General features: G+C 60.5%; 17 protein-coding genes and 1 pseudogene. 14 read left to right on the plus strand and 4 right to left on the minus strand.

Translation table 11 applies throughout. From position 1 onward, the window contains the following. The first annotated feature begins 56 nt into the window (after positions 1-56). The 8 genes from LDL28_RS02220 (at position 57) to LDL28_RS02255 (ending at position 12,602) form a co-directional block, all read left to right on the plus strand. Positions 57-1,520 carry a tetratricopeptide repeat protein gene (locus LDL28_RS02220; protein ID WP_233057013.1) on the plus strand — a complete coding sequence of 488 codons (1,464 nt, stop codon included), beginning with the start codon at positions 57-59 and terminating at the stop codon, positions 1,518-1,520. A 597-nt stretch (positions 1,521-2,117) separates the two neighbouring features. Further along, positions 2,118-4,406, plus strand: a complete 2,289-nt coding sequence (locus tag LDL28_RS02225; protein WP_233057014.1) for an EAL domain-containing protein — start codon at positions 2,118-2,120, stop codon at positions 4,404-4,406. Between the two features lie 34 nt (positions 4,407-4,440). Further along, positions 4,441-6,183: a bifunctional diguanylate cyclase/phosphodiesterase gene (locus tag LDL28_RS02230; protein WP_233057015.1), complete on the plus strand. Its 1,743-nt coding sequence runs from the start codon at positions 4,441-4,443 to the stop codon at positions 6,181-6,183. An 11-nt stretch (positions 6,184-6,194) separates the two neighbouring features. Then, positions 6,195-6,608, plus strand: a complete 414-nt coding sequence (locus LDL28_RS02235; protein WP_233057016.1) for an Rrf2 family transcriptional regulator — start codon at positions 6,195-6,197, stop codon at positions 6,606-6,608. A 217-nt stretch (positions 6,609-6,825) separates the two neighbouring features. Continuing rightward, positions 6,826-7,344: an Rrf2 family transcriptional regulator gene (locus LDL28_RS02240; protein ID WP_370636206.1), complete on the plus strand. Its 519-nt coding sequence runs from the start codon at positions 6,826-6,828 to the stop codon at positions 7,342-7,344. A 220-nt stretch (positions 7,345-7,564) separates the two neighbouring features. Beyond that, entirely contained in the window at positions 7,565-9,901 is a 2,337-nt protein-coding gene (locus LDL28_RS02245) for an FdhF/YdeP family oxidoreductase (RefSeq protein WP_233057017.1), read from the plus strand. Positions 9,902-9,920: 19 nt separating this feature from the next. Beyond that, positions 9,921-11,123: a molybdopterin molybdotransferase MoeA gene (locus LDL28_RS02250; RefSeq protein ID WP_233057018.1), complete on the plus strand. Its 1,203-nt coding sequence runs from the start codon at positions 9,921-9,923 to the stop codon at positions 11,121-11,123. Between the two features lie 273 nt (positions 11,124-11,396). Further along, positions 11,397-12,602, plus strand: coding sequence for an acyltransferase (locus LDL28_RS02255; RefSeq protein ID WP_233057019.1), 1,206 nt, complete (start codon positions 11,397-11,399; stop codon positions 12,600-12,602). 46 nt (positions 12,603-12,648) lie between these two features. Here the strand turns inward: LDL28_RS02255 and mobB are convergent, their stop codons facing one another. Beyond that, a complete protein-coding gene (gene mobB, locus LDL28_RS02260) occupies positions 12,649-13,179 on the minus strand; it encodes a molybdopterin-guanine dinucleotide biosynthesis protein B (RefSeq protein ID WP_233057020.1) in 531 nt (176 codons plus the stop codon). 94 nt (positions 13,180-13,273) lie between these two features. Between mobB and LDL28_RS02265 the strand changes: the two genes are divergently transcribed. From LDL28_RS02265 to LDL28_RS02285, 5 genes and pseudogenes are all read left to right on the plus strand, one after another. After that, entirely contained in the window at positions 13,274-13,924 is a 651-nt protein-coding gene (locus tag LDL28_RS02265) for an NTP transferase domain-containing protein (RefSeq protein ID WP_233057021.1), read from the plus strand. Next, positions 13,921-14,736: a formate dehydrogenase accessory sulfurtransferase FdhD gene (gene fdhD / locus LDL28_RS02270; protein ID WP_233057022.1), complete on the plus strand. Its 816-nt coding sequence runs from the start codon at positions 13,921-13,923 to the stop codon at positions 14,734-14,736. The genes LDL28_RS02265 and fdhD overlap by 4 nt, the downstream gene beginning before the upstream one ends. Before the next feature lie 277 nt (positions 14,737-15,013). After that, entirely contained in the window at positions 15,014-15,400 is a 387-nt protein-coding gene (locus LDL28_RS02275; protein ID WP_233057023.1) for a glycerol dehydrogenase, read from the plus strand. Beyond that, the gene (locus LDL28_RS02280; protein WP_233057024.1) at positions 15,400-17,598 is read left to right on the plus strand and encodes a pyrroloquinoline quinone-dependent dehydrogenase; all 2,199 of its coding nucleotides are present in this window, start codon (positions 15,400-15,402) and stop codon (positions 17,596-17,598) included. Before LDL28_RS02275 ends, LDL28_RS02280 begins: the two co-directional genes overlap by 1 nt. Before the next feature lie 335 nt (positions 17,599-17,933). Continuing rightward, a pseudogene (locus LDL28_RS02285) lies at positions 17,934-18,318 on the plus strand (transposase); the annotation flags it as partial. A gap of 263 nt (positions 18,319-18,581) precedes the next feature. Here the strand turns inward: LDL28_RS02285 and LDL28_RS02295 are convergent. Further along, positions 18,582-19,415 (minus strand): methyltransferase domain-containing protein, encoded by an 834-nt coding sequence (locus tag LDL28_RS02295; RefSeq protein WP_233057025.1) that lies wholly within the window; start codon positions 19,413-19,415, stop codon positions 18,582-18,584. A gap of 654 nt (positions 19,416-20,069) precedes the next feature. On the opposite strand from LDL28_RS02295, the gene LDL28_RS02300 reads away from it, so the two are divergent. After that, positions 20,070-20,660, plus strand: a complete 591-nt coding sequence (locus LDL28_RS02300; protein WP_233057026.1) for a DNA-3-methyladenine glycosylase I — start codon at positions 20,070-20,072, stop codon at positions 20,658-20,660. Positions 20,661-20,800: 140 nt separating this feature from the next. On the opposite strand, the gene LDL28_RS02305 is transcribed toward LDL28_RS02300, so the two are convergent. Together LDL28_RS02305 and LDL28_RS02310 are read right to left on the minus strand one after the other, a co-directional pair. Continuing rightward, positions 20,801-21,190 carry a hypothetical protein gene (locus LDL28_RS02305; RefSeq protein WP_233057027.1) on the minus strand — a complete coding sequence of 130 codons (390 nt, stop codon included), beginning with the start codon at positions 21,188-21,190 and terminating at the stop codon, positions 20,801-20,803. A 432-nt stretch (positions 21,191-21,622) separates the two neighbouring features. Then, on the minus strand, positions 21,623-21,907 hold the full coding sequence (locus tag LDL28_RS02310) for a hypothetical protein (RefSeq protein WP_233057028.1): 285 nt from the start codon (positions 21,905-21,907) through the stop codon (positions 21,623-21,625). Between the last annotated feature and the right edge of the window lie 77 nt (positions 21,908-21,984).

Here is a 21,984-nt window from a genome sequence, read left to right on the forward strand (position 1 = left end):
TGGTCTAATACCGCCAGCCCGGTTTTGAATTCAGCAGATAACAGGTTTCGTACGTCATGGCGCATGATGCATCCGTTCCCACATCCCTCCCGGCGTCCGGGCCGCTCAGGCCCGCTGGCCCGCGCCACGGGGCAAGTGGCGAGGCGCTCCAGCTTGCAGGCCGTCTGGAGGAAGCGGCCGATGCCTACCGCGCCACACTGGCCCATACCCCCGATGACGCCCGCACCCTGAGCAATTACGGCGGGCTCATGACCACGCTCGGCCATTTCGAGCAGGCGCACGCCCTGGTCTCGCGCGCGCTCACGCTTGACCCGGCGCTGACGGATGGGTGGTGCAACCTTGGCAATGCCCTGCTCCAGCTCCAGCGTTATGATGAAGCGATTGCCGCGTACCGTGAATGCCTGGGGCGCAACCCCGAACATGCCCTTGCCATCAGCAATCTGGGCGTGGCACTCGACCAGCGTGGTGAGCATGACATGGCGCGGAAATTCCATGCCGCCGCCGCCCGGCTCGCACCCAATAATGCGCTGATCCGTACCAACCTCGCCCTGTCCTTTCTGGCGGCGGGGGATTACCTGAACGGTTTCCGGGAATATGAATGGCGGTGGAATACCTACCATTCGCGCACCCGCGCCATGGATACGCCGCAATGGAAGGGGGAGGCGTTTGCGGGCCGGACCCTGCTCATCCATACCGAAGGCGGGTTTGGGGACATGATCCAGTTCTCGCGCTTCATTCCCCTTGCCGCCGCGCGTGGCGGGCGTACGATCGTGCGGGTGCGCGCCCCGCTCCTATCCCTGCTCAGGCGCTCGTTCCCGGACCAGACATTCATGACGGAAGAGGACCCCGTACCCGCGCACGACCTCCAGTGTCCGGTTCTCAGCCTGCCATTCGCGCTGGGCACGACAGTGGAGACCATACCCGGGGCCGGCGGCTTTCTGGTAGCCGACCCGGAGAAGGTTGCGTTCTGGCACGAAAAGCTCGCGGCGGATGCGCCATCGGGCAACGGGGCGAAACGCCCGGTACGGATTGGTCTGGTATGGGCGGGCGCCCCGCACCCCGAAGTCCGTGCCGTCGAACAGGCCAACCGCCGTCGCTCCACAACGCTGGAAACCTTCGCCCCCCTTGGCCGCGTGGTTTCAGGCAGTGTGTTCTACAGCCTTCAGGTCGGCCCGGAGGGCCTGCAGGCCCAGACCCCGCCCCCGGGCATGAAACTGATCGACCATACCGCCCTGCTGCATGACTTCAGCGATACGGCGGCCATGGTCTGCGCGCTGGATCTGGTGGTGGCGGTGGATACGTCGACCGTTCATGTGGCGGCAGGGCTGGGGCGGCCGGTATGGATGCTTTCGCGCTATGACCAGTGCTGGCGCTGGATTACGGGCCGCACCGACTCCCCATGGTATGACAGCCTGCGTATTTACCGCCAGGACCGGCCCCTCGACTGGTCCGGCCCGATAAGGCGTATCCGCGCGGGGCTGAAGGTATTTGCCCGCGCGCTCCGCGCCGGTGGGGCATAAGCCCGGTCAGATCACGGCGTATTGTCCGCCCATGGGGAACGACCATGCCCCAGGGGACGTTTATGGTGGTATATGTGCGCGACGCATTACAATATCGACGCATTCGTGCAGTAATGGGTCCTGTTTCTTGTTATAATGTTTTTGGATGTATGATTTCAGTATTAATCAAATGTTAAATAATTTTAAATACACGCAATGTTACGATTTCTGGTACGCAATATGACTATAATGAGCCTGCTCATCCCATATTGTATGAATTTTGTATGAAATATAAATGGTGGCGTGGAGGCGGTTATATTGTCTGCGCGCATGGTTTTCATAAACGACGCAACACCAGTCTGGAGCACCCTGGTCCTGTCACGAGCAATGCCAATCCATAACGCCATTCAGCGCGGCCCATGCCCCCGCCCCCATGGGGGAACATGCTTTTCCGGAATGTCGGGGCCGCGTGATGGCGGGCATGATCTCCACCCCGGCGGCGCCTATGGTCGGCGCTGGCGGCACGGCCCCCGCCCGTAGGGATGCGATGCCGCCCGGCCTGGGGCCACCCTGTCCATGATCCCGGCCGCGCGGTGAGATCGATGCCAAGATGATAGTATGAAAGACCGTATGCAGATGCGCGAGCTTACCACCCTTACCGCCGACATCCTGCTGCCCGCTCTTCAGCAGGCGATTGACGCCATTGTCATTTTTGATGAACGCAACGAGATCGTGTTTTACAACGCCGCGGCCGAGACGCTGTGGGGCCTGTCCCGTGCCGAGGTCATGGGCCGCGATGTGGCGTGCCTGATCCCGCTATGCATGCGCCATGAACACGACCGACACGCCAGCCGGACCGTGGAAGACAGCCTGAACCAGATACCGGGCACGACGCGGGAAATCGCGTTTACCCGCGCGGATGGCGAGCATGTCTGTGGTGAACTGTCCCTGTCGCGCGTGCGGATGGGGGAAGGGGGGCATACCTACCATGTCGGGGTGATCAAAAACATTACCGAGGAAATGCGCCGCACCCGGACACTCAACCTTCAGGCCGAAGTGATCCAGGCCCTGACCGGTGACATGCCGCTGGACGATATCGGGCACCTGATCTGCCGCAAGGTGGAATCCTTCCTGCCGGACAGTATCGCCACCCTCATGTTCGTGGAGGGGGAACATACCCACTGGCGCGTGATCTCCACCCCCGCACTGCCACGGCGCATCCGCGATGCGCTGGAAAGCACCGTGCCCACCCCCGCCGACAGGGAAAAGCTCGTTACCACCCCATCCCATGCCGGGCGGCTGGCGTGGGATAACTGCCAGTCCATCTGCCGCTCGCTGGGGCTGCGCTCGTGCTACGCAACGCCCGTGCAGGCGGCGGACGGGCAGGTAGTGGGGGTTTTCGCGCTCTACCTGCGCGAGGGCAACCGCTTCGGTTCATGGCCGCAGCGGCTGGTGGGGGCGTGCGCGCCATTCTGCGCGCTGGCGCTGGAGCGACAGGCCACCCGCGCGCAGATCACGCAGCTCGCGCGTCATGATCCGCTGACCGGCCTGCTCAACCGCGCGGCCCTGCACCATGTGCTGACCGATATGATCGCATGCTCGGTCAACCGCAGCTTTGCCGTGTTCATAATCGACATCAACCGCTTCCGCGATATCAACGACACGCTGGGCCATGTGCAGGCCGACCAGTGCCTGGTCGAGATCGCCGGTCGTCTGCGTGTCGCCGTGCGGGGGGGCTGCGTCATCAGCCGCTCGGGCGGGGATGAGTTCGTGGTGGTGGTGCCCGACTGCGCGGGCGAACAAATTCCTGCCATGGCCCACGACCTGCTGACCGCTCTGGGCCAGCCACTGCATATCGACCACAACAAGCTGACGCTTACATGCAGCATCGGCATCAGCACCTTTCCGCTCAACGGGCCGGATAGTGAATCCATGCTTGGCCATGCCGATACCGCCATGCGGCAGGCGCGCAGGGACCGGCGCGGCGGCTTCCGCATGGCCATTCCGGCGCGCAACCACATGGCGCAGGACCGGCTGGTGCTGGGGGCCGCACTGCGCGATTCACTGGCGCATGGCCTGCTGCAGCTGCATTACCAGCCGCAGGTGCGCACCGGTACGCTGGCGCTCAGCGGGGTGGAGGCGCTGGCGCGCTGGCATCATCCCCGCCTGGGTGACATCTTTCCCACCCGCTTCATCGCCGTGGCGGAGGAAACCGGACAGGTCGAGGCCATCGGCCACTGGGCGCTGGGGGAAGCCTGCCGCCAGATGGCGCGGTGGGACCGGGATGGCGTGCATGTGCCCACCATTGCGGTGAACCTGTCGGCCGTGCATTTTCGCAACCGGAGCCTGCCTGCCTATATCGCCGGGCTGCTGAAGGCATATGACCTGAAGCCCGCGCGGCTGACGGTGGAAATTACCGAAAGCGTGATGATGGGAGACCACCCCGATACGGAGGAAGTGCTTCAGTCCATCCGTAATCTGGGGTGCGGGCTGTCGATGGATGATTTCGGTACGGGTTATTCCTCGCTCTCGCGCCTGACGCATCTGCCGCTGACCGAAATCAAGATGGACCGCAGCTTCATCACCAATCTGGAACATGACCGCAATGAGCGGGCCGTGGCCATGGCTGTGATCGAGATCGGGCGGCGGCTGGGCATGACGGTGGTGACGGAAGGGGTGGAGACCCCGCGCCAGTGCGCCCTGCTGGAAGAACTGCACTGCGATGTGATGCAGGGCTACCTGTTTGGCGAGGCGCTGACGGCGGACGGGATGGCACAGTGGGTGCGCCGTGGCGGCGCGGCGGCGACCCGCGGGGTTCCCCCCACGCACGTACCCCCACATGCCATGAAAAAAATCGTCCCCACTGCCGCCCCGACCACGGTGGATCCACCAGCCATCCGGCCCTGAGACACGCCCGCCGGGCAGAGGAAGCCAAAACGCCATGCCTTTCAAACATGACGACCGACTGCGTGCGCTGACCCACAAGGATTCCGATTTCTGGGCTGATGTTGTCGATAACGTGCTGATTGTCGCGATTACCGACGCACGTGGGGTGATTACCTACGTAAACGACCGCTTCTGCGAGACCAGCCACTATAGTCGCGCCGAACTGCTGGGCGCCACGCACCGTATCGTCAATTCCGGCTACCATGACGCCAGTTTCTTCCGTCAGATGTATCGCACCCTGCGCGCGGGAGAGATCTGGCGGGGCAATATCTGCAACCGGGCCAAGGACGGCACGCTGTACTGGGTGGCTACCACCATCATGCCCAAGCACAACGCGCTGGGTGCGATCGAGGGTTATGTCGCCACGCGCTTCGAGATAACCGAACTCATGAACGTGCGCGACAGGCTCCGCTCGCTTGCCGCGACCGACCCGCTGACCGGGCTGTTCAACCGGGGCGGCTTCAACACCGTGCTTCAGGCGGCGGTGGACGCCAGGGCGCAGGATATTGCCCGGCCCATCTGGCTGGTCATGTTCGACCTCGACGGTTTCAAGCAGGTCAATGACATCCACGGCCACCACGCGGGCGATGTCGTGCTGAAGGTCATTGGCCGCCGCCTGCGTGAAATCATACACCCCGAAGATGCTGCCTGCCGGCTGGGCGGGGATGAATTCGGCCTTGTCATCAGCCACACATTTGCCCGGTTCACGCCCGAAGCCCTGCTGGAGCGGCTGCTGGCGGCCCTTGCGGCCCCGATCGAGATTGGTGGCGGCACCGTGGTCAGCGTGTCCGGCAGTGTGGGGGTAACACCGGTCGAGACACATGAATCCGCCGAGGCACTGCAGAAAAACGCCGATGTGGCGCTCTATGCCGCCAAGCGCGCTGGCGGCAACCAGGCGCGCATGTTCGACATCGCCCTGCACCAGCAGAGCATAGAACGCACACAGATTCTGGCCGATGCCCGGCTGGGGGTGGAGCGTGACCAGTTCGAACTCTATTACCAGCCCATCGTGAACCTGCACACGGGCCGGTGTGACCAGATCGAGGGGCTGCTGCGCTGGCACCACCCGCAGCGCGGGCTACTGGCGGCGGAAAGCTTCCGTGACGTATTTGCCGATGCGGCGCTGGCGCAGGCCATGAGCCCCCGGCTGGTCCGGGCCTTCCGTGATGACATGCGGCTATGGGCGAACAGCCTTGCCACCTGTCCCAGCCTGACCCTCAACCTCTCCCGGCTGGACCTGCTCAATATCGGCTTCCAGCGTGATCTGGAGGCCGAGATCAGCCAGCAGGGCGGCAGCACGGGGGATTACGTGCTGGAAATTTCAGAATGCGTGCTGGCGGCGGGCCGTTCGGACCGGCTGCTCCAGCGCCTGCACGAACTCGCGGCGCAGGGCTTCCAGCTTGCGCTGGATGATTTCGGGCAGGCGATGCTGCCGCTTTCGGTGCTGCGCGATGTGCCCTTCTCGCTGGCGAAGATTTCACGCAGCCTGATCGCCGATATCGCGCATAACCCGCAGACACGCGCCGTGGTGGCCCATCTGTGCGGTCTGGCGCAGGCGTTCGGGCTGAGTGTGACGGTCAGCGGCGTGGAAACACGGCAGCAGATGGACATCCTGCGCGATCTGGGGGTGGACCGGGTGCAGGGATTTTACATCTCGGCCCCGATTTCGGCTGCGAATCTTCTGATCTCGACACATATCCTTGAGCCAGATCACATCGAAATCGCACTGAGGGCGTAAGATGCCGGGCCATGCGCCTGACACTCTATACAGATTACTCGCTCCGCGCCCTGATTTATCTGGCCCAGAATCCTGGCCGGCGGGTACCGTTGCATGAAATCGCGCAGACCAACCAGATATCCCAGAATCATCTGGCCAAGGTCATCAACCGCCTGTCCAGCAGCGGGGTGATCCGCGCCCGGCGCGGCCGTACAGGCGGGCTGGAACTGGCTGGCGCGCCGCAACAGGTCAGTATCGGCCGGATCGTAAGGCTGATGGAGGGGGAGATGGACTGCATCGCCCCCTGCGCCCCCACCGATGACCGGAGCTGCGTAATGGTGGATACCTGCCGCCTGAAGGGGCTGTTCGCCCGGTCGGTCGAGGCCTTCATGATGGTTCTGGACTGCGTCACGCTGTCCGACATCGCCGTGGCTTCCAAACCGTAATGACCTGTGGACTTCCGCACTCCCGCTATGTAACAGAGGGTAATTTTCTGTTGCAATATGCACGAATGCGGGCTTTTTTTGGTGGGACACGACCCGGTACGGCCACGGCAGACCCACAGGAGCATCATGCCAGACCCCCTGCATTCATTTCTGGCGCATGGACCAACATGACCACGCCAGACGGGCATGACGTCATCGCAATGGCATGGGTTGCGCCATGCGGCTGACGCTCCATACGGACTATGCGCTGCGTGTGCTGATCTACCTGGCGCAGAATCGCGACAGGCGGGTCTCGATTCATGAAATTGCCGAAGCGTACGGCATATCCCACAATCATCTCATCAAGGTGGTCAATCATCTCTCCCATGGCGGGGTGGTCCATGCCCGCCGGGGCCGCTGCGGGGGGCTGGAACTGGCGGCCAGGCCACAGGACATTATCATTGGCAGCATTGTCCGGCGGATGGAGACGGACCTGCGTCCCATCGCCTCGTGCGAGCCAGCCAACGGGCAGCCCTGCCTGCTGGCGCAGGGTTGCCTGCTGCGCGGGCTGCTGGCGCGCTCGGTCGATGCGTTTCTGGAAGTTCTGGATAAAGCCACCCTGCACGACATCATGCCCACGGACAAAATCGCGCCGGAAATGGAACTGAGCCGCATGCTCATGGCGAAACCGCCGTCGCCGGCAACCCCAGCCGGCACGGAGTTGCCCCCCATCGCGGTAAAAGCCACCAGTAACTGAGCGCGTGAAGCGGAACAGCGGCCCGTGCGGCCCTGTCTATATACGCCTGTATATAAACAAAAGCCCGGCAAAGGCGTGTTGTTGATAAGTAGTGATTATGAGAAGATAAAACTCCCTTATGTGGCAGGTGACGCTGCCATTTTGGGTTGCAAACCCGCCGCATGGGGTCTTTCCTCCCTGCAGGCCACCTACGGGCCAGCGCAGAAGATACGGGAACGCCATGTCCGACAAGCCGGAATTCAAGCCCTACACCCACCCCGCCGGTGGCTGGGGGGCCGCCAACGCCACCGCGCGCGCCCTGATGGAACAGAGCGTGCTGGCCAAGGGTTCGCGTGCGCTGCTGGCCATGAACCACCCCGATGGCTTCAAGTGCCCAAGCTGCGCCTGGCCGGATCCGGATCGTGAAAAGACGCTTGAGTTCTGTGAAAACGGGGCCAAGGCGCTGGCGTTCGAGGCGACGAAACGCCGCATCGGGGCCGATTTTTTCGCTGCCCACAGCGTAACGTCCCTTATGGCGCGCAGCGACCACTGGCTGGAGGAACAGGGCCGCCTGACCGAGCCCATGCGCTACGACGCCGCGACCGACCATTACGTGCCCTGCACGTGGGAAGAGGCCTATGCCCTGATCGGCCGCCACCTGCAGGCGCTGGACAGCCCCGACCAGGCCGAGTTCTATACATCGGGCCGTACATCCAACGAGGCCGCGTTCCTGTATTCCGTGTTCGTGCGCGCATTCGGCACCAACAATTTTCCCGACTGTTCGAACATGTGCCACGAGCCGACCAGCCGGGGCCTGCCCATGTCCATCGGCATTGGCAAGGGCACCGTGCGGATGGAGGATTTCGCAGCCGCCGAGGCGATCTTCATCATCGGCCAGAACACTGGCACCAACAGCCCGCGCATGATGACCGAACTGGTCCATGCCCGTAAGCGCAACGCGCCGATCGTGGCGGTGAACCCGATGCCCGAACGCGCGCTGATCCGCTTTACCGAACCGCAGGATGCCATAAAGATGGCCACCTTCGGTTCCACGCCCATTGCCAGCGAATTCTGTCATGTGCGTATCGGGGGGGACGCCGCGTTCCTCAAGGGCGTGATGAAAACCCTGTTCGAACTGGATGCGGCGGCCGAGGCGGCGGGAGAGCCCGCCGTACTGGACCATGCCTTCATCACCGAACATACCCATGGCTTTGCCGAACTGAAGGCCGATATCGAGGCCACGCAATGGCCTGACATCGTGGCCATGTCCGGCATTACGGAAGAACAGATCCGTCACGTAGCCGGGATTTACGCACGCTCCAACGCCACCATCATCTGCTATGGCATGGGCGTGACCCAGCACCAGCAGGGTGCGCGCGTGATCCACCAGATTGCCAACCTGCTCATGCTGCGGGGTAATTTTGGCAAGAAGGGGGCTGGAATCTGCCCGGTGCGCGGGCATTCCAACGTGCAGGGTGATCGCACGGTGGGCATTGATGAAAAACCCAGCCCTGCCTATCTGGATCGTCTGCAGGCGGTTTTCGGCTTCAACCCGCCGCGCGCGCATGGCCATCACGTAGTGGAATCCGTGCAGGCGATGATCGACGGCACGGCCAAGGTGTTCATTGGCATGGGCGGCAATTTCATTCATGCCATTCCCGATACGCCCGTGGCGTATGAGGCGATGTCGCGGCTGGAACTGACGGTGGGCATCGCCACCAAGCTCAACCGGGGGCATCTGGTGCATGGGCGTGACGCGCTGATCCTGCCGGTCATTGCGCGCTCCGAAATCGACCACCAGAAGTCCGGGCCGCAATTCGTCACGATCGAAGATGCGATGGCCAACGTCACCTCCTCACGCGGGGTGCTGCATCCCGCCAGCGTCGATCTGCGCTCGGAAATCGAGATCGTCTGCCGTATGGCGCGCGCCACCATGCCTGACAGCTCGATTGCCTGGGAAACATTCATCGATGATTATGACCGCATCCGCGACCTGATCGCGCTGGTGTATCCGGACCTGTATCACGACTTCAACACCCGCATCCGCCACAAAAAGGGGTTCGCCCTGCCTGTCCCCCCGCGTGAGCGCAAATGGAACACGCCCACGGGGCGGGCCAATTTCCTGCTGCTGGACGGGCTGGATGAAGACGTGCCCATTGGCGGCCCGGAGATGCTGCGGCTGTCCACCATCCGCTCGCATGACCAGTACAACACCACCATCTACACCAATAATGACCGCTACCGTGGTGTGTACAATACCCGCATGGTCCTGTTCATGAACGAGGATGACATGCGCGCACGCGACCTGAGCGAAGGCGCGCTGGCGGATATCGAGACCATCAGCACCGATGGTACCGAACGTCGCGTCACAGGTTTCATGGTGGTGCCGTACCCGATGCCGCGCGGCTCGATCGCGGGGTATTACCCCGAACTCAACCCGCTGCTCCCGCTCTCGCATTTCGACCAGATCAGCGGCACACCCGCCGCCAAATCCATTCCGGTGCGGGTGCGGGCCACCAGTGCCAGTCCGCAGGCCCAGCCGAAACCCGCCCCCCAGCCCGAACCGCAACCGGCCTGAGCGCCGGGGTCATGCCAGCATGAGCATCAACGACTTCGGCCAGCAGGTGGACCATCCCACGGCGTTGCGGCTTGTACTGGCCCATGCCCGCGCCACATCGCTCCCTGCTGCCCGCGTGCCCCTGAACCAGATCACGGGGCGTATCGCGGCGGAAACGGTGCATGCCACCGCCTGCCGCCCGCCAGCCGATATTTCCGCCATGGATGGCTACGCCTTCGCCCATGCCGCGATGGTGGCGCAGGGCTGCCTGCCGGTTGATGGCCGCACGGTGGCGGGCGACCGGCCCGCGCCCCTTATGGCGGGACATGCCCGTGCGATCCTGACGGGCGCGCATATTCCCGCTGGCGCCGATTGCGTCATGGCCGCCGAGCGGATGACCCGGACTGAAAGCGGTATCGCCCCCGCCGCCGTCCTTGCCGCACCCGGCGCCAACATTCGCAGCCGGGGGGAGGAATTCGCCACCGGCGCCGCGCTGCTTGCACGTGGGCAGGTGCTGGACTGGCGGCACGTCGCCCTGCTGGCCAGCCAGGGCATACGCGATGTCGCGGTCATGCGCAGGCCGCGCGTATGCGTGTTGTCCAATGGCGCGGAACTGGCGGCTGATGCGCCGGGGGCGTGCATGGATTCAAATGGCCCGATGCTCGCTGCACTCCTTGGTGGCGCGGGCGCGCGGGTGACGACATCCGTCGCCGCCTCCGACCATGTCGCCACGCAGACCGCCCGGCTGCGCGCCGCCCGCGCCGGGGCGGACGTGCTGGTGACCAGCGGGGGTATATCGGTGGGGGGCACCGACCATATGCTCGACATCCTGCGCGACATGGGGGGCAGGGTGCTGTTCCGTGGCGTGTCGATCCGTCCCGGCAGGCCGTTTACCGTAGTGGAGCATGAGGGCAGGCTGGTGTTCTGCCTGCCGGGCAATCCCGGTGCGGCGGCCATTTGCGCGCTGGTGTTCGTGCTGCCTTATCTACGGGTGCTCATGGGTAGTGAGCCTGATGGCATGCGCGTGATGGGAGTGCCGGACTTTACTGCCGAAGCACCGCCGGGCATGACCGGCTTCATACCCGTGGCACTCAACCAGGTGGCAGAGGGATGGCGCTTCAGCCGCGTGGCCACGGTTGGCTCATCGGACATCGTGGCCTTTACGCGCGCGGATGCGTTGATGACCCTCACGCCGCACGAACCCGCGCGCGAGGGCCAGCCCGCATGGGCGATCATGCTCTAGCCCTGTGGTGGAACACGCTGCGGCGGGATAAAGAGTGCCGTCGATCTTTCCCGTCCACGGCTTTGCTTCCGCCGCAGGCTGGAGCGGGTACTGACGCGGCCTGATTTTTTGATATGGAAGCTGGATACGCGCCTCATGGCCTGTTCTTCAGGCCTTGCCGCATTCCTGGCTGCTATTGATCAGAAATAAAAATTAATGATAGGAAATGGATACTGTATTTTGGCTTAAATTTCTTCCGGAAATTTAAATTATACAACCATTTTTGGAAACAAGATGCTGAGTGAACTGAGTTACAATCTGTGGGCCTTATGGTGCATCGTTTCCGCCGGTTTTATTTTCAACATGAAACCATTCAGCCAGAACAGGATATACGAAAGCAAAAGCCGGGAATATAACATTGATGGCCTGAGATATGTTCTGGCCGCCATGGTCGCCTTTCAGCACAAGGCTTTCTTTTTCAACCTGTATAAAACTGGCATATGGTCACTGGACTATCATCTTGCCTTTTATGTCGGGAAGTTCGCCGTATCGATTTTCTTTATCATTTCCGGCTATATTTTGGGAAATGTCAGCCTTCACGGCAGGGAGTGGGGGGGGTTTTACATAAAACGCTTCCTGCGGATCGCGCCCATGACATATGTTTCCTCACTGGCCTGTATTCTCATATCAGTGGGCATTGGCATATACCTCAAGAACCCGGCGGATTTTCATCTGGTTTTTTTCTGGTTTGATGCCGGAATGACCTTAATCCGCCCGCCTGTTTATGGATTTGACAATGCGCATCTGATCAATGCAGGTGTCACATGGTCGCTCATGTGGGAATGGTGGTTCTATTTTTCCCTGCCGATCCTGTCCATTCCTTTCCTGAAAAGCCGAAAATTACAGGTTTTTACTGCTGGGCTTGTCGTTCTGGCGGCCATTTATGCCGGGGCTCTCTACTTTGGACTGGAAAACGGCCCGCATGCCTATAACCGCTATTCTGTTCTCGGGCCGGTCTATGTTACGCTGTTCTGCCTTGGGTGCGTTATCCGGCAGATAAAGGACCGTTACATCAGGGCCATGTCCATACCACGGAAAATGGCTGATTTACTGTCCCTTTCCCTATTGTTCATTTTTCTTGCCGTTGGGTACGATCATGACCCGCTTACGCTTCCCTTCGTCTTTGGTTATGGCCTTTTCTTTCTGTGCTTTGCGTGCGGCGGCAACTGGTTCGGCCTGTTACGGCAGAAAGGCGTGATCCTACTGGGGGATGCCAGTTACAGCATCTATCTGCTGCATGGGATTGTCTGGTTCCTTATGGATATGTTCTGCTTCCACTTTGGTATAAACAAAAATATCTATCTATATTATACATTCATGACCCTTGTCTGGTACATGATCTGCTATATTTCCATCAAGACGTTTGAAAATATAGAAATACCTTTTATCCGTCTGGGGTCGCGTATTACCAGAAGCATGAACCTGGCCCCGGAACGGTAATTGCATCCTGTCCGGGCCATGCCAGAGCCTGCGGGCTCCTACGCTGTCATGCCACCTGCATATGAACGGCGTGACGCAGCGCGAATTCGGCAATGGTCTGCGTATCGGCCAGATCGAGTACCGGCAGGTGTGGTGGCAGGCCGGGGGCATCCATCCGGTCCGTCGCAACGGCAATAATGTTGTTGTTACGCACAAACAGCGGCTCTTTACCTGCATCAGGCCGATAGACCTCAATACAGGCGGGAACAGTGGCATGGAAGCCTTCCACCACCACCAGGTCGGTCCGCTGCATGCGCGACAGCAGCATCGCAAGGGCAGGGGGCGCATCCGGGCATTCATGTTGCAATACCCACCGCCCCGGCGTAGCCAGCATGACCTCGCCCGCGCCCGCGTTCCGGTGCAGCCATGAATCCTTGCCGGGGCGGTCAAGGTCGATATCATGATGGGTGTGTTTTATGGTCGATACGCCCAGCCCCCGCGCGCGCAGCAGTGGCAGCAGCCGCCCTATCAGATGGGTCTTGCCCGACCCGCTACGCCCTGTAATACCGATCATGGCCTGCCGTGGCGGATGGGACATGAAAAAAGAACCCCCTGAACATGATTGAACAGACACGCCTTCACCCCCGCATGCGCATCCTGCCGCAGGCTACGGCCCCAGACATCCCGATGCAATGGCAGGGATGGGCCAGATGATGGCGCAGGCCACGCCCCGTGTGGCCGGGCTGGTCATGGCGGGGGGAGAAGCCCGGCGCATGGGCGGGATGGACAAGCCATTGCTGGCGCTGGGTGGGGGCACCTGCCTGGAGCGAATCATCGTGACCCTGCGCCCATGCTGCACGGCGCTGGCCATAAGCGCCAATGGTGATCCCGCCCGTTACGCCCCATGGGGCCTGCCGGTTCTGGCCGACCGGATAACCGGGGCGGGGCCGCTGGCGGGCGTGCTGCGCGGGCTGGAATGGGCAGTTGCCGCAGGTTGTGACGTGCTGGTGACGGTACCGGGCGACACCCCCTTCATTCCCCCCGATCTGGTGACGCGCCTGTTGCCCGCGCCGTCCTTTGCCGAAAGTCTGGGCCAGCGGCACAGTCTGGTCGCCGCATGGCCGGTCACCTGCCGTGGCATGCTGGCCGAACAGCTTGCCAACCTTACCCCCGCCACGCGCCGCACCGCCACACGCGTGCGCACACTGGCTGACCGTCTGGCCGCGCGGGCCGCTCCTTTTGACCTGCTGCCCGGCGGGATGGATCCGTTCATGAATATCAACACACCCGCCGATCACATGACCGCCCGCGCATGGGCGGAACGTATGGATACTCCACAATGACCCGGCATCTACCCCCCGCCATCGTAACCTGCACCATGGATGCCTGGCATGCCGAGGAAGATGCGCCGAGCGCACGGACATTCGAAATTGCGGAGGAAACGCCCATCAGCCTGTCCTTCAACGGCATGCCGCATGGCGTGATGATGGCGACGCCACTGGATCTGGAAGACTTCGCCACCGGCTTCGCCCTGACCGAAGGGATCATTCCCACGCCCGCCGCATTGAAGGGACTGGAGGTGCATGTCGAGACGGATTACGTGCAGGTCGATATGCGTATTGACGGTCCCGCCTTTCACCAACTGCTGGCGCGCGGGCGGCGGGCGATGACGGGACGAACCAGTTGCGGCATATGCGGCACGGACGCTCAGGATGTGCTGGAGCGCCCGGCCCCGACCGTGCCGCATGCCCCACCGGCGCCGGACGCCGTGCGCCGCGCTCTGGGCGGCCTGCGGGCACGGCAGGTGCTCAATGCGCGGGCGCATATGCTGCACGCTGCGGCATGGTGCATGCCCGATGGCGCCATTACCTGTGTGCGTGAGGACGTGGGCCGCCATAACGCGCTGGACAAGCTGATTGGCGCGGGGGTGCGTACGGGGGTAGATTTCGGGCGGGGGTTCTGCCTTGTCACCAGCCGCTGTTCGTATGAAATGGCGCATAAGGCGATCATGGCCGGCATGCCCGCGCTGGCCGCCGTCTCGGCCCCCACGGCACGGGCGCTGCGTGTGGCAGCGGCGGCAGGGCTGACATTGCTAGCCCCCGCGCGCGATACATGCGTTATGGTGCCCCGTATGGATAGGGATGCATTGGAGTAAGTAATCATTCAAATGTGCCCGAACACCTATGGGATGGGGCAGGCTCATGGCTCACGGTCCCGCAGGCATTGGCGGACCGCGCCCGCCCGGTGGAAATATCGGGCAGAGATTAAGTATTCGTACCCCCTGAAAGTTACATGGCGTTATTTATATTTTTTAGAAATACCTGATATTCGCAAGCAATAATAAAGTTGTTACCAAGATCGCGATTTCGTTTTTTTATTTTTGATACGGGCGCGCCTAGCTTCCATTCCATGACAGGGAAGGAACATCCATCATGTCGTCTTTGACAAGACCACACGGCGCCGCCGGATGGGCGACGCTTGTGCTGGCCATTATCATTATCATTCTGGGCGTGCCGCTGGTGTATATGGGGGCGGAACTCGCCTTCATCGGCGGCTCCTGGTACTATGTCCTGTGCGGGCTCGCCATTACCATCGCCGGGGTTCTCATGGCCATGGGCCGGGTCGCAGGTGGACTGCTTTACCTTGCGGCTTACGCAATCACATGGGTCTGGGCGCTGTGGGAAGTCGGGCTGGATGGCTGGGGCCTGCTGCCGCGCGTGTTCGGCCCCACACTCCTCGCCATTGCCGTGCTGGCCAGCCTGCCCGTGCTCCGGCGCGCGCAGAATCCGCACGCACTTCATGCACGGAAGGCCGTCTAATGCCCCGGACATCAATGCTGCGCACCCTGCTCATGGGTGCGACCATCATCGCTGGCGTGGCGGGAACCGCCATGGCGCAGGTTCCGCCGACCAGCCTGCCACCGGGTGAAGGCAATGCCACCGAACCCGATGAACAGTCCGCCTCCACACGCGATACGTACGCACCGCCGCCGCCCAATGCGCCCCAGGCGCCGGGCGTGAATGCGGCGAACATTCCCGACGGTCCGCCCGCCGAGCCCAGCGAGGCATCCCCCGCCGTGGAGCAGGTGACCGCCACCCCCGCGCATGATGACTGGCCCGCCTATGGGCGCGACGACCGTGCGACCCGTTTCTCGCCTCTGGACCAGATCACGCCCGCCAATATCGGTCATCTGCACCGTGCGTTCATTTACCACACCGGCAGCAAGCCGGCGCCGGGACAGGTGAACAAATGGGCCGCCGAGACCACGCCCATCAAGGTAGGCGACGGGCTGTACACCTGTTCGGCCCAGAACGACATGATGCGCATCGACCCGGCAACGGGCAGGGAAGTGTGGCATTTCCACGCGAACGAGAAATACGACAGCATCCCCTACACCGCGGCGTGCAAGGCGGTGGTCTACTACACCTCCTCCACCGTGCCGGAAGGGGAGCATTGCCACCATCGTATTCTTGAGGCGACCCTTGATGAACGCCTGATCGAGGTGGATAGCGAAGACGGCAGGCTGTGCGAGGGCTTTGGCTATCACGGCCAGGTCAACCTGATGAAAGGCATGGGCGAATCCGTGCCCGGCTTCGTGGCGGAAACCGCGCCGCCGCCCATCGTGAACGGCGCGATCATCACCAACCAGGAAATCCTTGACGGCCAGCGCCGCTGGGCGCCCTCGGGTGTGATCCGTGGCTATGACGCCGAAACCGGGCGCTTCCTGTGGGCATGGGATGTCAACCGCCCGCATGACCATGGCGAGCCGAAGGAAGGCGAGCATTACAGCCGTGGCACGCCCAATTCATGGGCCGCGATGATTGGCGATAATGCGCTGGGGCTGGTTTATGTGCCTACCGGTAACTCGGCGGCCGATTACTACAGCGCGCTGCGTAGCCCGGAGGAGAACAAGGTATCCTCCGCCGTGGTGGCGATCGACGTAAAAACGGGCGAGCCGCGCTGGGTATTCCAGACCGTGCATAAGGATGTGTGGGATTACGACATCGGCTCCCAGCCCACGCTCATGGACTTCACCAAATCCGATGGCAGCACGGCGCCCGCGCTGATCATGCCCACCAAGCGTGGCCAGACCTTCGTGCTGGACCGCCGCACGGGCGAACCGCTGCTGCCGGTGGAAGAACGCCCCGCGCCATCACCGGGTAACGTGGCGGATGACCCGCGTTCGCCCACGCAGCCGTGGTCGGTGGGTATGCCGCGCCTTGGTTTCGCCCCGCTGAAGGAAGCCGATATGTGGGGTATGTCCCCCATTGATCAGCTTTACTGCCGCCTGAAATTCCGTCGCGCCAATTATGTTGGTGAGTTCACGCCCCCCAGCATTACCAAGCCATGGCTGGAATATCCCGGCTATAATGGCGGTTCGGACTGGGGCAGCATGGCCTATGATGAAAAGACCGGCATCCTGATCGCCAACTGGAACAACATGCCGATGTATGACCAGCTTGTCAGCCGCAAGAAGGCGGATAAGCTGGGCCTGATGCCGGTGGATGACCCCAACTACAAGCCCGGCGGCGGCGGGGCAGAAGGGGCCGGGGCCATGGCGGAAACGCCCTACGGCGTTGTTGTCTCACCTTTCTGGGATGAATATACGGGCATGATGTGCAACCGCCCGCCCTATGGCATGATTACCGCCATAGACATGCACACGCAGAAAGTCCTGTGGCAGCACCCGCTGGGTAGCGCGCGCTCCAACGGTCCGTTCGGCCTGCCCACGCACCTGCCGCTGACCATCGGCACGCCCAATAATGGCGGCCCGGTCATTACGGCTGGGGGCCTGATTTTTGTCGCCGCCACGACGGACAACATGATCCATGCCTTCGACCTGCATACCGGCAAGGAAGTATGGAACGATGTCCTGCCCGGTGGCGGACAGGCCACCCCGATGACGTATGAATACAAGGGCAAGCAGTACGTCGCGATCATGGCGGGCGGTCATCACTTCATGATGACGCCGGTAACGGACGATCTGGTTGTTTATGCGCTGGATAACGTGAACTGATCACGGGCGGCACGCAACTGCCAGACTGAACCGGGGGCGTGTTCTGCGCCCCCGGTTTTTTTGCGGGTTCCATAACACCGTTCAGGCTGGTGACCGGAGTGCTGTTTTTAAGTAACCTGAAGATATAAAATAAAGGTTTTCGGGCGCTGTCTTTTTGGGATGACGTTTCCTGAAGATTTTTGAAAAAATCTTCACCAAAAACTTCTTTATAATTTTCAGAATATTTCATAGTTATAAGCATATTGATGTGCGGCAACGTCCCCTTGAAAGATCAGAGGCAAGCATGGTCTTTCTTGATGGCATGACGATCTGTGTCCATCACAAGGCGGCCGGGCCCGGCGCGCGGCAAGGCTGCTAGCCTAGTGCTGCCGTTCGTCGGCACCGCCAGTGCAATTTCATATCGAGGAGATCTCACGCTGCGTCGCCCGCGGTGCCCATGCCGTCGTGCTGCTCGATCGCGCAGGATGGCATACCACCAGTAAACTAAAGATACCTCGCAATATCAGCCTGATCTTCCTGCCGTCCCATGCTCCCGAACTGAACCCGGTCGAGAATATCTGGCAGTTCCTGCGCGCCAACTGGCTGGCCAATACCGTCTTCGACGGCATTGAGCACATCATCGACGCCGCCTGTTCCGCCTGGAATAATCTTGCCGCCCTGCCTGACACCGTTCGATCCATCGGTCTCAGAAAGTGGGCTCACACAGGTCAGTGCCTATAACCGTTGGTATAAGTAGCCGCGGATGGCCACGGCAGATCTCTATTCTTCACGCGCTCGCCCGGGCAGGCATATGAACTGTCATTCCGCCAAGAAGAAATGATCCTGAAGTCGCCAGTCACAGACACTGGTATCTGGTCGAAAAATAGTGGGCAAGGCTCAAGTAATGGCGGGCTGTCGCGACCCGATACGAGAAGACAGCCACATCCTTTCTCTCCGTCATCCTCATCGCCGCTACAGTAGACTACACGAAGGCCTAACAGGCCCTAGAATCCTTTCCAGTAGTCTAGAAATCCAGATTTATATAAGAAATATTCTTTCTGTATTTCAGTATTTATAGAATTACAAATCGATTCTATTTTATCCAGTTGTTGATAACATTTCTTAAACAGGAACCAGCTCTTTGCATGTGGAGAATAAATGGAAGATGCATAACCCCACTGCTCCATAAGAATAGACATGCTTTTGTTTGTATGGAAGGCAGTATGAACAATTGGTGTAATGTAGAACCAATTTGGGTCCTTGGGAACATTTTCACAAATAACGGTATGCAGCATTAATATGCCATCATTGGCCACGCATGCATTGATTTTGTCGAGCGCACATCGTGTCAGCACATGTTCGAACATGGCGCTATTGATGACAAGACCATATTTTTTAAGATTAGGCCTTTGCACATAAGGTAAGTCAGTTATAGAGTTATTGATATAATCATCAAATATAGAAATATTGTTATTGAAGTATTTTTTTATGAATTTATATAGGGTTCCGTATCCGGCTGCATAATCAAGTGTATCTTCAAATTTAAAAATACCATTCTTTTCGAGTATTTTTAGTGTAAGGGCCTGATCCGCATAGGGCGGCTGATTGCTGATTTGGTTTTTAGTATTTTTTTCAAAATAATGATGCCATTTATTATTGAGATCAGACCACTCCTGCTCGCTCATATCCTGATGCGTTTTTGATATGACAAATCCACAATTCTCACATTTGTAGTAATCTACCTTTAATTCTTCCATAAAATCATTATATGGATGACCTTTATATTCCTTACTGAAAAAATAATGTGTTTTCCCTCCACAGATGATACACGGTCGCATTATATGGATGCCTTGTTCTGACTGGAAATAATGAATGGGCCATAATAAATCCCCAAAAGCGATAAGACAATATCACGAGTAGAACAAGGGTTTCTTCGCCTTTTCATATCGTGTGGCGATACAGCGGATAAACATACGCTTGATGCGATTACAGTCCCAGTAACCATGGAAGTGGCAGGTTCTCCCGTATCCTGTCGCTATCATACCCCTTGTCGGTCAGAAGTCGGTAGGGTGTTACGACCGGCAGGGGCATCAGGACATCGGCGCCGGATAAAATCTTGCACCGGTCGCGACCAACAACACCCCGGTTCGTCAGGTCACCACGAATTCAAAGGTCTCAGCAAATATCAATATTTTATATTTGATCCAGATGCCTGTCGCAAGATGTCATCAAAAATGTCTATCTTTGATGCCGGGTTGTATTACGCCCATGCTTTGTTATTGAACATAACCATCATGAGGAATGCAGGCGCACCCTGCTGCCATGCGATGGATAAATTCCTTTCTTCTGCCGGACCACGCAGCCTGTTGGAAAAATCAATACCAGCAGGCATATTATGCGTGAACGGAAAAAAGAGGGCACACCATGCTCTGCATGACAGAACGCGCGAACCCACGCGAGCCATTGCTGCGTTCCGGGCGCAGGCGGTAATCATGTGCCCCACCATAAGCCGCTGCGGGTGGGCACAGGCGGATGCAATGATGCAGGCCTATCACGACCATGAATGGGGCCAGCCGGTACATGACAGCCGCCAGTTATGGGAAATGCTGGTGCTGGAAAGTTTTCAGGCCGGGCTGTCGTGGCGCACGGTGCTGAAGCGGCGCGCGGGATTTCGCCGTGCCTTTGCCGGGTTCAACCCTGACCGCGTGGCCGGTTTTACAGCCGCCGATGTGACGCGCCTTATGGCTGATACCAGTATTATTCGTGCCCGCGCCAAGATTGTGGCAACCATTGGCAATGCGCGGGCCTATGTCGCCATGCGCGATGGGGGAGAAGACTTTGCCACCTTTGCCTGGGGCATGCTGCCTGATGGCCCGGTGCGCAACCTTAGCGGGCAGGTGCAGGCTTCCTCTCCTTTGTCGCACGCCATGTCGGCGGCGCTGCGGGCACGCGGGTTCCGCTTTGTCGGGCCGGTCATTGCCTATGCGTGGATGCAGGCAGCCGGGATGATCGACGATCACGACCCTGCCTGTTTTCGCCACGCTACGGCACGGGGCGTAAGCGGACGTATCCGCAAACGATAAAATCCCCAAAAAAAGCCTGCCACACCGGGGCGGGGAACCCCATGCGGGCAGGCAGGTCGAACAGGGATGGGCCTGTTTGCAGGCCCTTAGCGGTTCAGTCGCCGGGCCTGTTTTATGTCGGGTATGCCCGCCAGCCTTGGCTAGTGGACATTCATGGGTTTGTCGGAGCGCGCACTCAGCGCCCGGTGGCGCACCGTCAGGGGCAGCACCTCGCGCAGGATTTTCATGGCCGCCATTCCCGAAAGCCCGGTCTGGGTGGAGAAGCGGTCGATCTCGACCGGCCGGAACAGGGCATGTACGGTGCTTTCATCGGCGGGTTCAGGGTTGTCCTGTTCCTGCCATGCCCGGATCAGCGGGAGCATTCCCACCGCTTCGGCGCGCTGTTCGAGCATGCTGGGATGACCCGGCGCGGGCAGAGGGCCGAGAATATCGTTCAGCACTGACATCGCACCGGAACGGTCGCCCAGCGCCCCGGTCAGGAAATCACCGATACGGGTGGTTATGTCGGTTACATTACGGGAAATCTTCATGTGAGGCTCCGGTAACGAAAGCAGGAACCGACACGGGGCCTTTCGTGCCTCGTCGCGCGGTCCTGATGGCGGGACTATGGCCTGTGTCCTGCACGGTGTCCCGGCATGCAGGGAGCAGGCGGACCCTTTTCAGGGTCGCATGCCCATCTGGAGCGGTACCGTCGCGACATGTCCGGCGGGCCGGGCCGCGCAGGGTATCGGCCTTGTGGGCCGGGCCTGTGGCGGTAGGGCCGGAATGGCGGCATGCGCGTGCGCGGATCGCCCGGTTCCACCCACGGCAAGGCAGGAAGGGGAACAGGCAATGGATCACCACATGACCTGTTCTTCCACCCAGCCAATGGGATGGTATGGGCTCAACGTGCGTGCTGAACGGGGGTTGTCCGGTTACGCGCGGGCCGTGAACACGTTATCGTGACTAGATGGGCCTGCTTCCTACCCGGCGGGGGTGGCGCCCTTGGGGGAGGTGGTTCGTACGCTGGCGGCGGGTTCACCGGGTGTTTTACCGCTGGCCGTCCGGCCCTGCGCCGCTTTTGCATTCGTTGTGGATTCGATGGCGGTTTTTTCCTCGGCACAGGAAAAACACGCATCTTCGCCAATCCGGCCCGTGCAGCCGGACAATGCGAACCCGGCCACAAGCAGTGCGATCACGGGCCGCAAGGTGTGCTGGCGCATGGTCATGCCGGAATGGTCGGGGCGGGTGATACATGCGGTTTTCACGGGTTCCTCCTGCTTATGGCGGCTTGTGCATCCCTTCGAAAAAAGGGGCCGCGTTTTATGGTGCCTCTCACATCCAT

Source organism: Komagataeibacter sp. FNDCR2 (genome assembly GCF_021295395.1).
Lineage (GTDB): Bacteria > Pseudomonadota > Alphaproteobacteria > Acetobacterales > Acetobacteraceae > Komagataeibacter.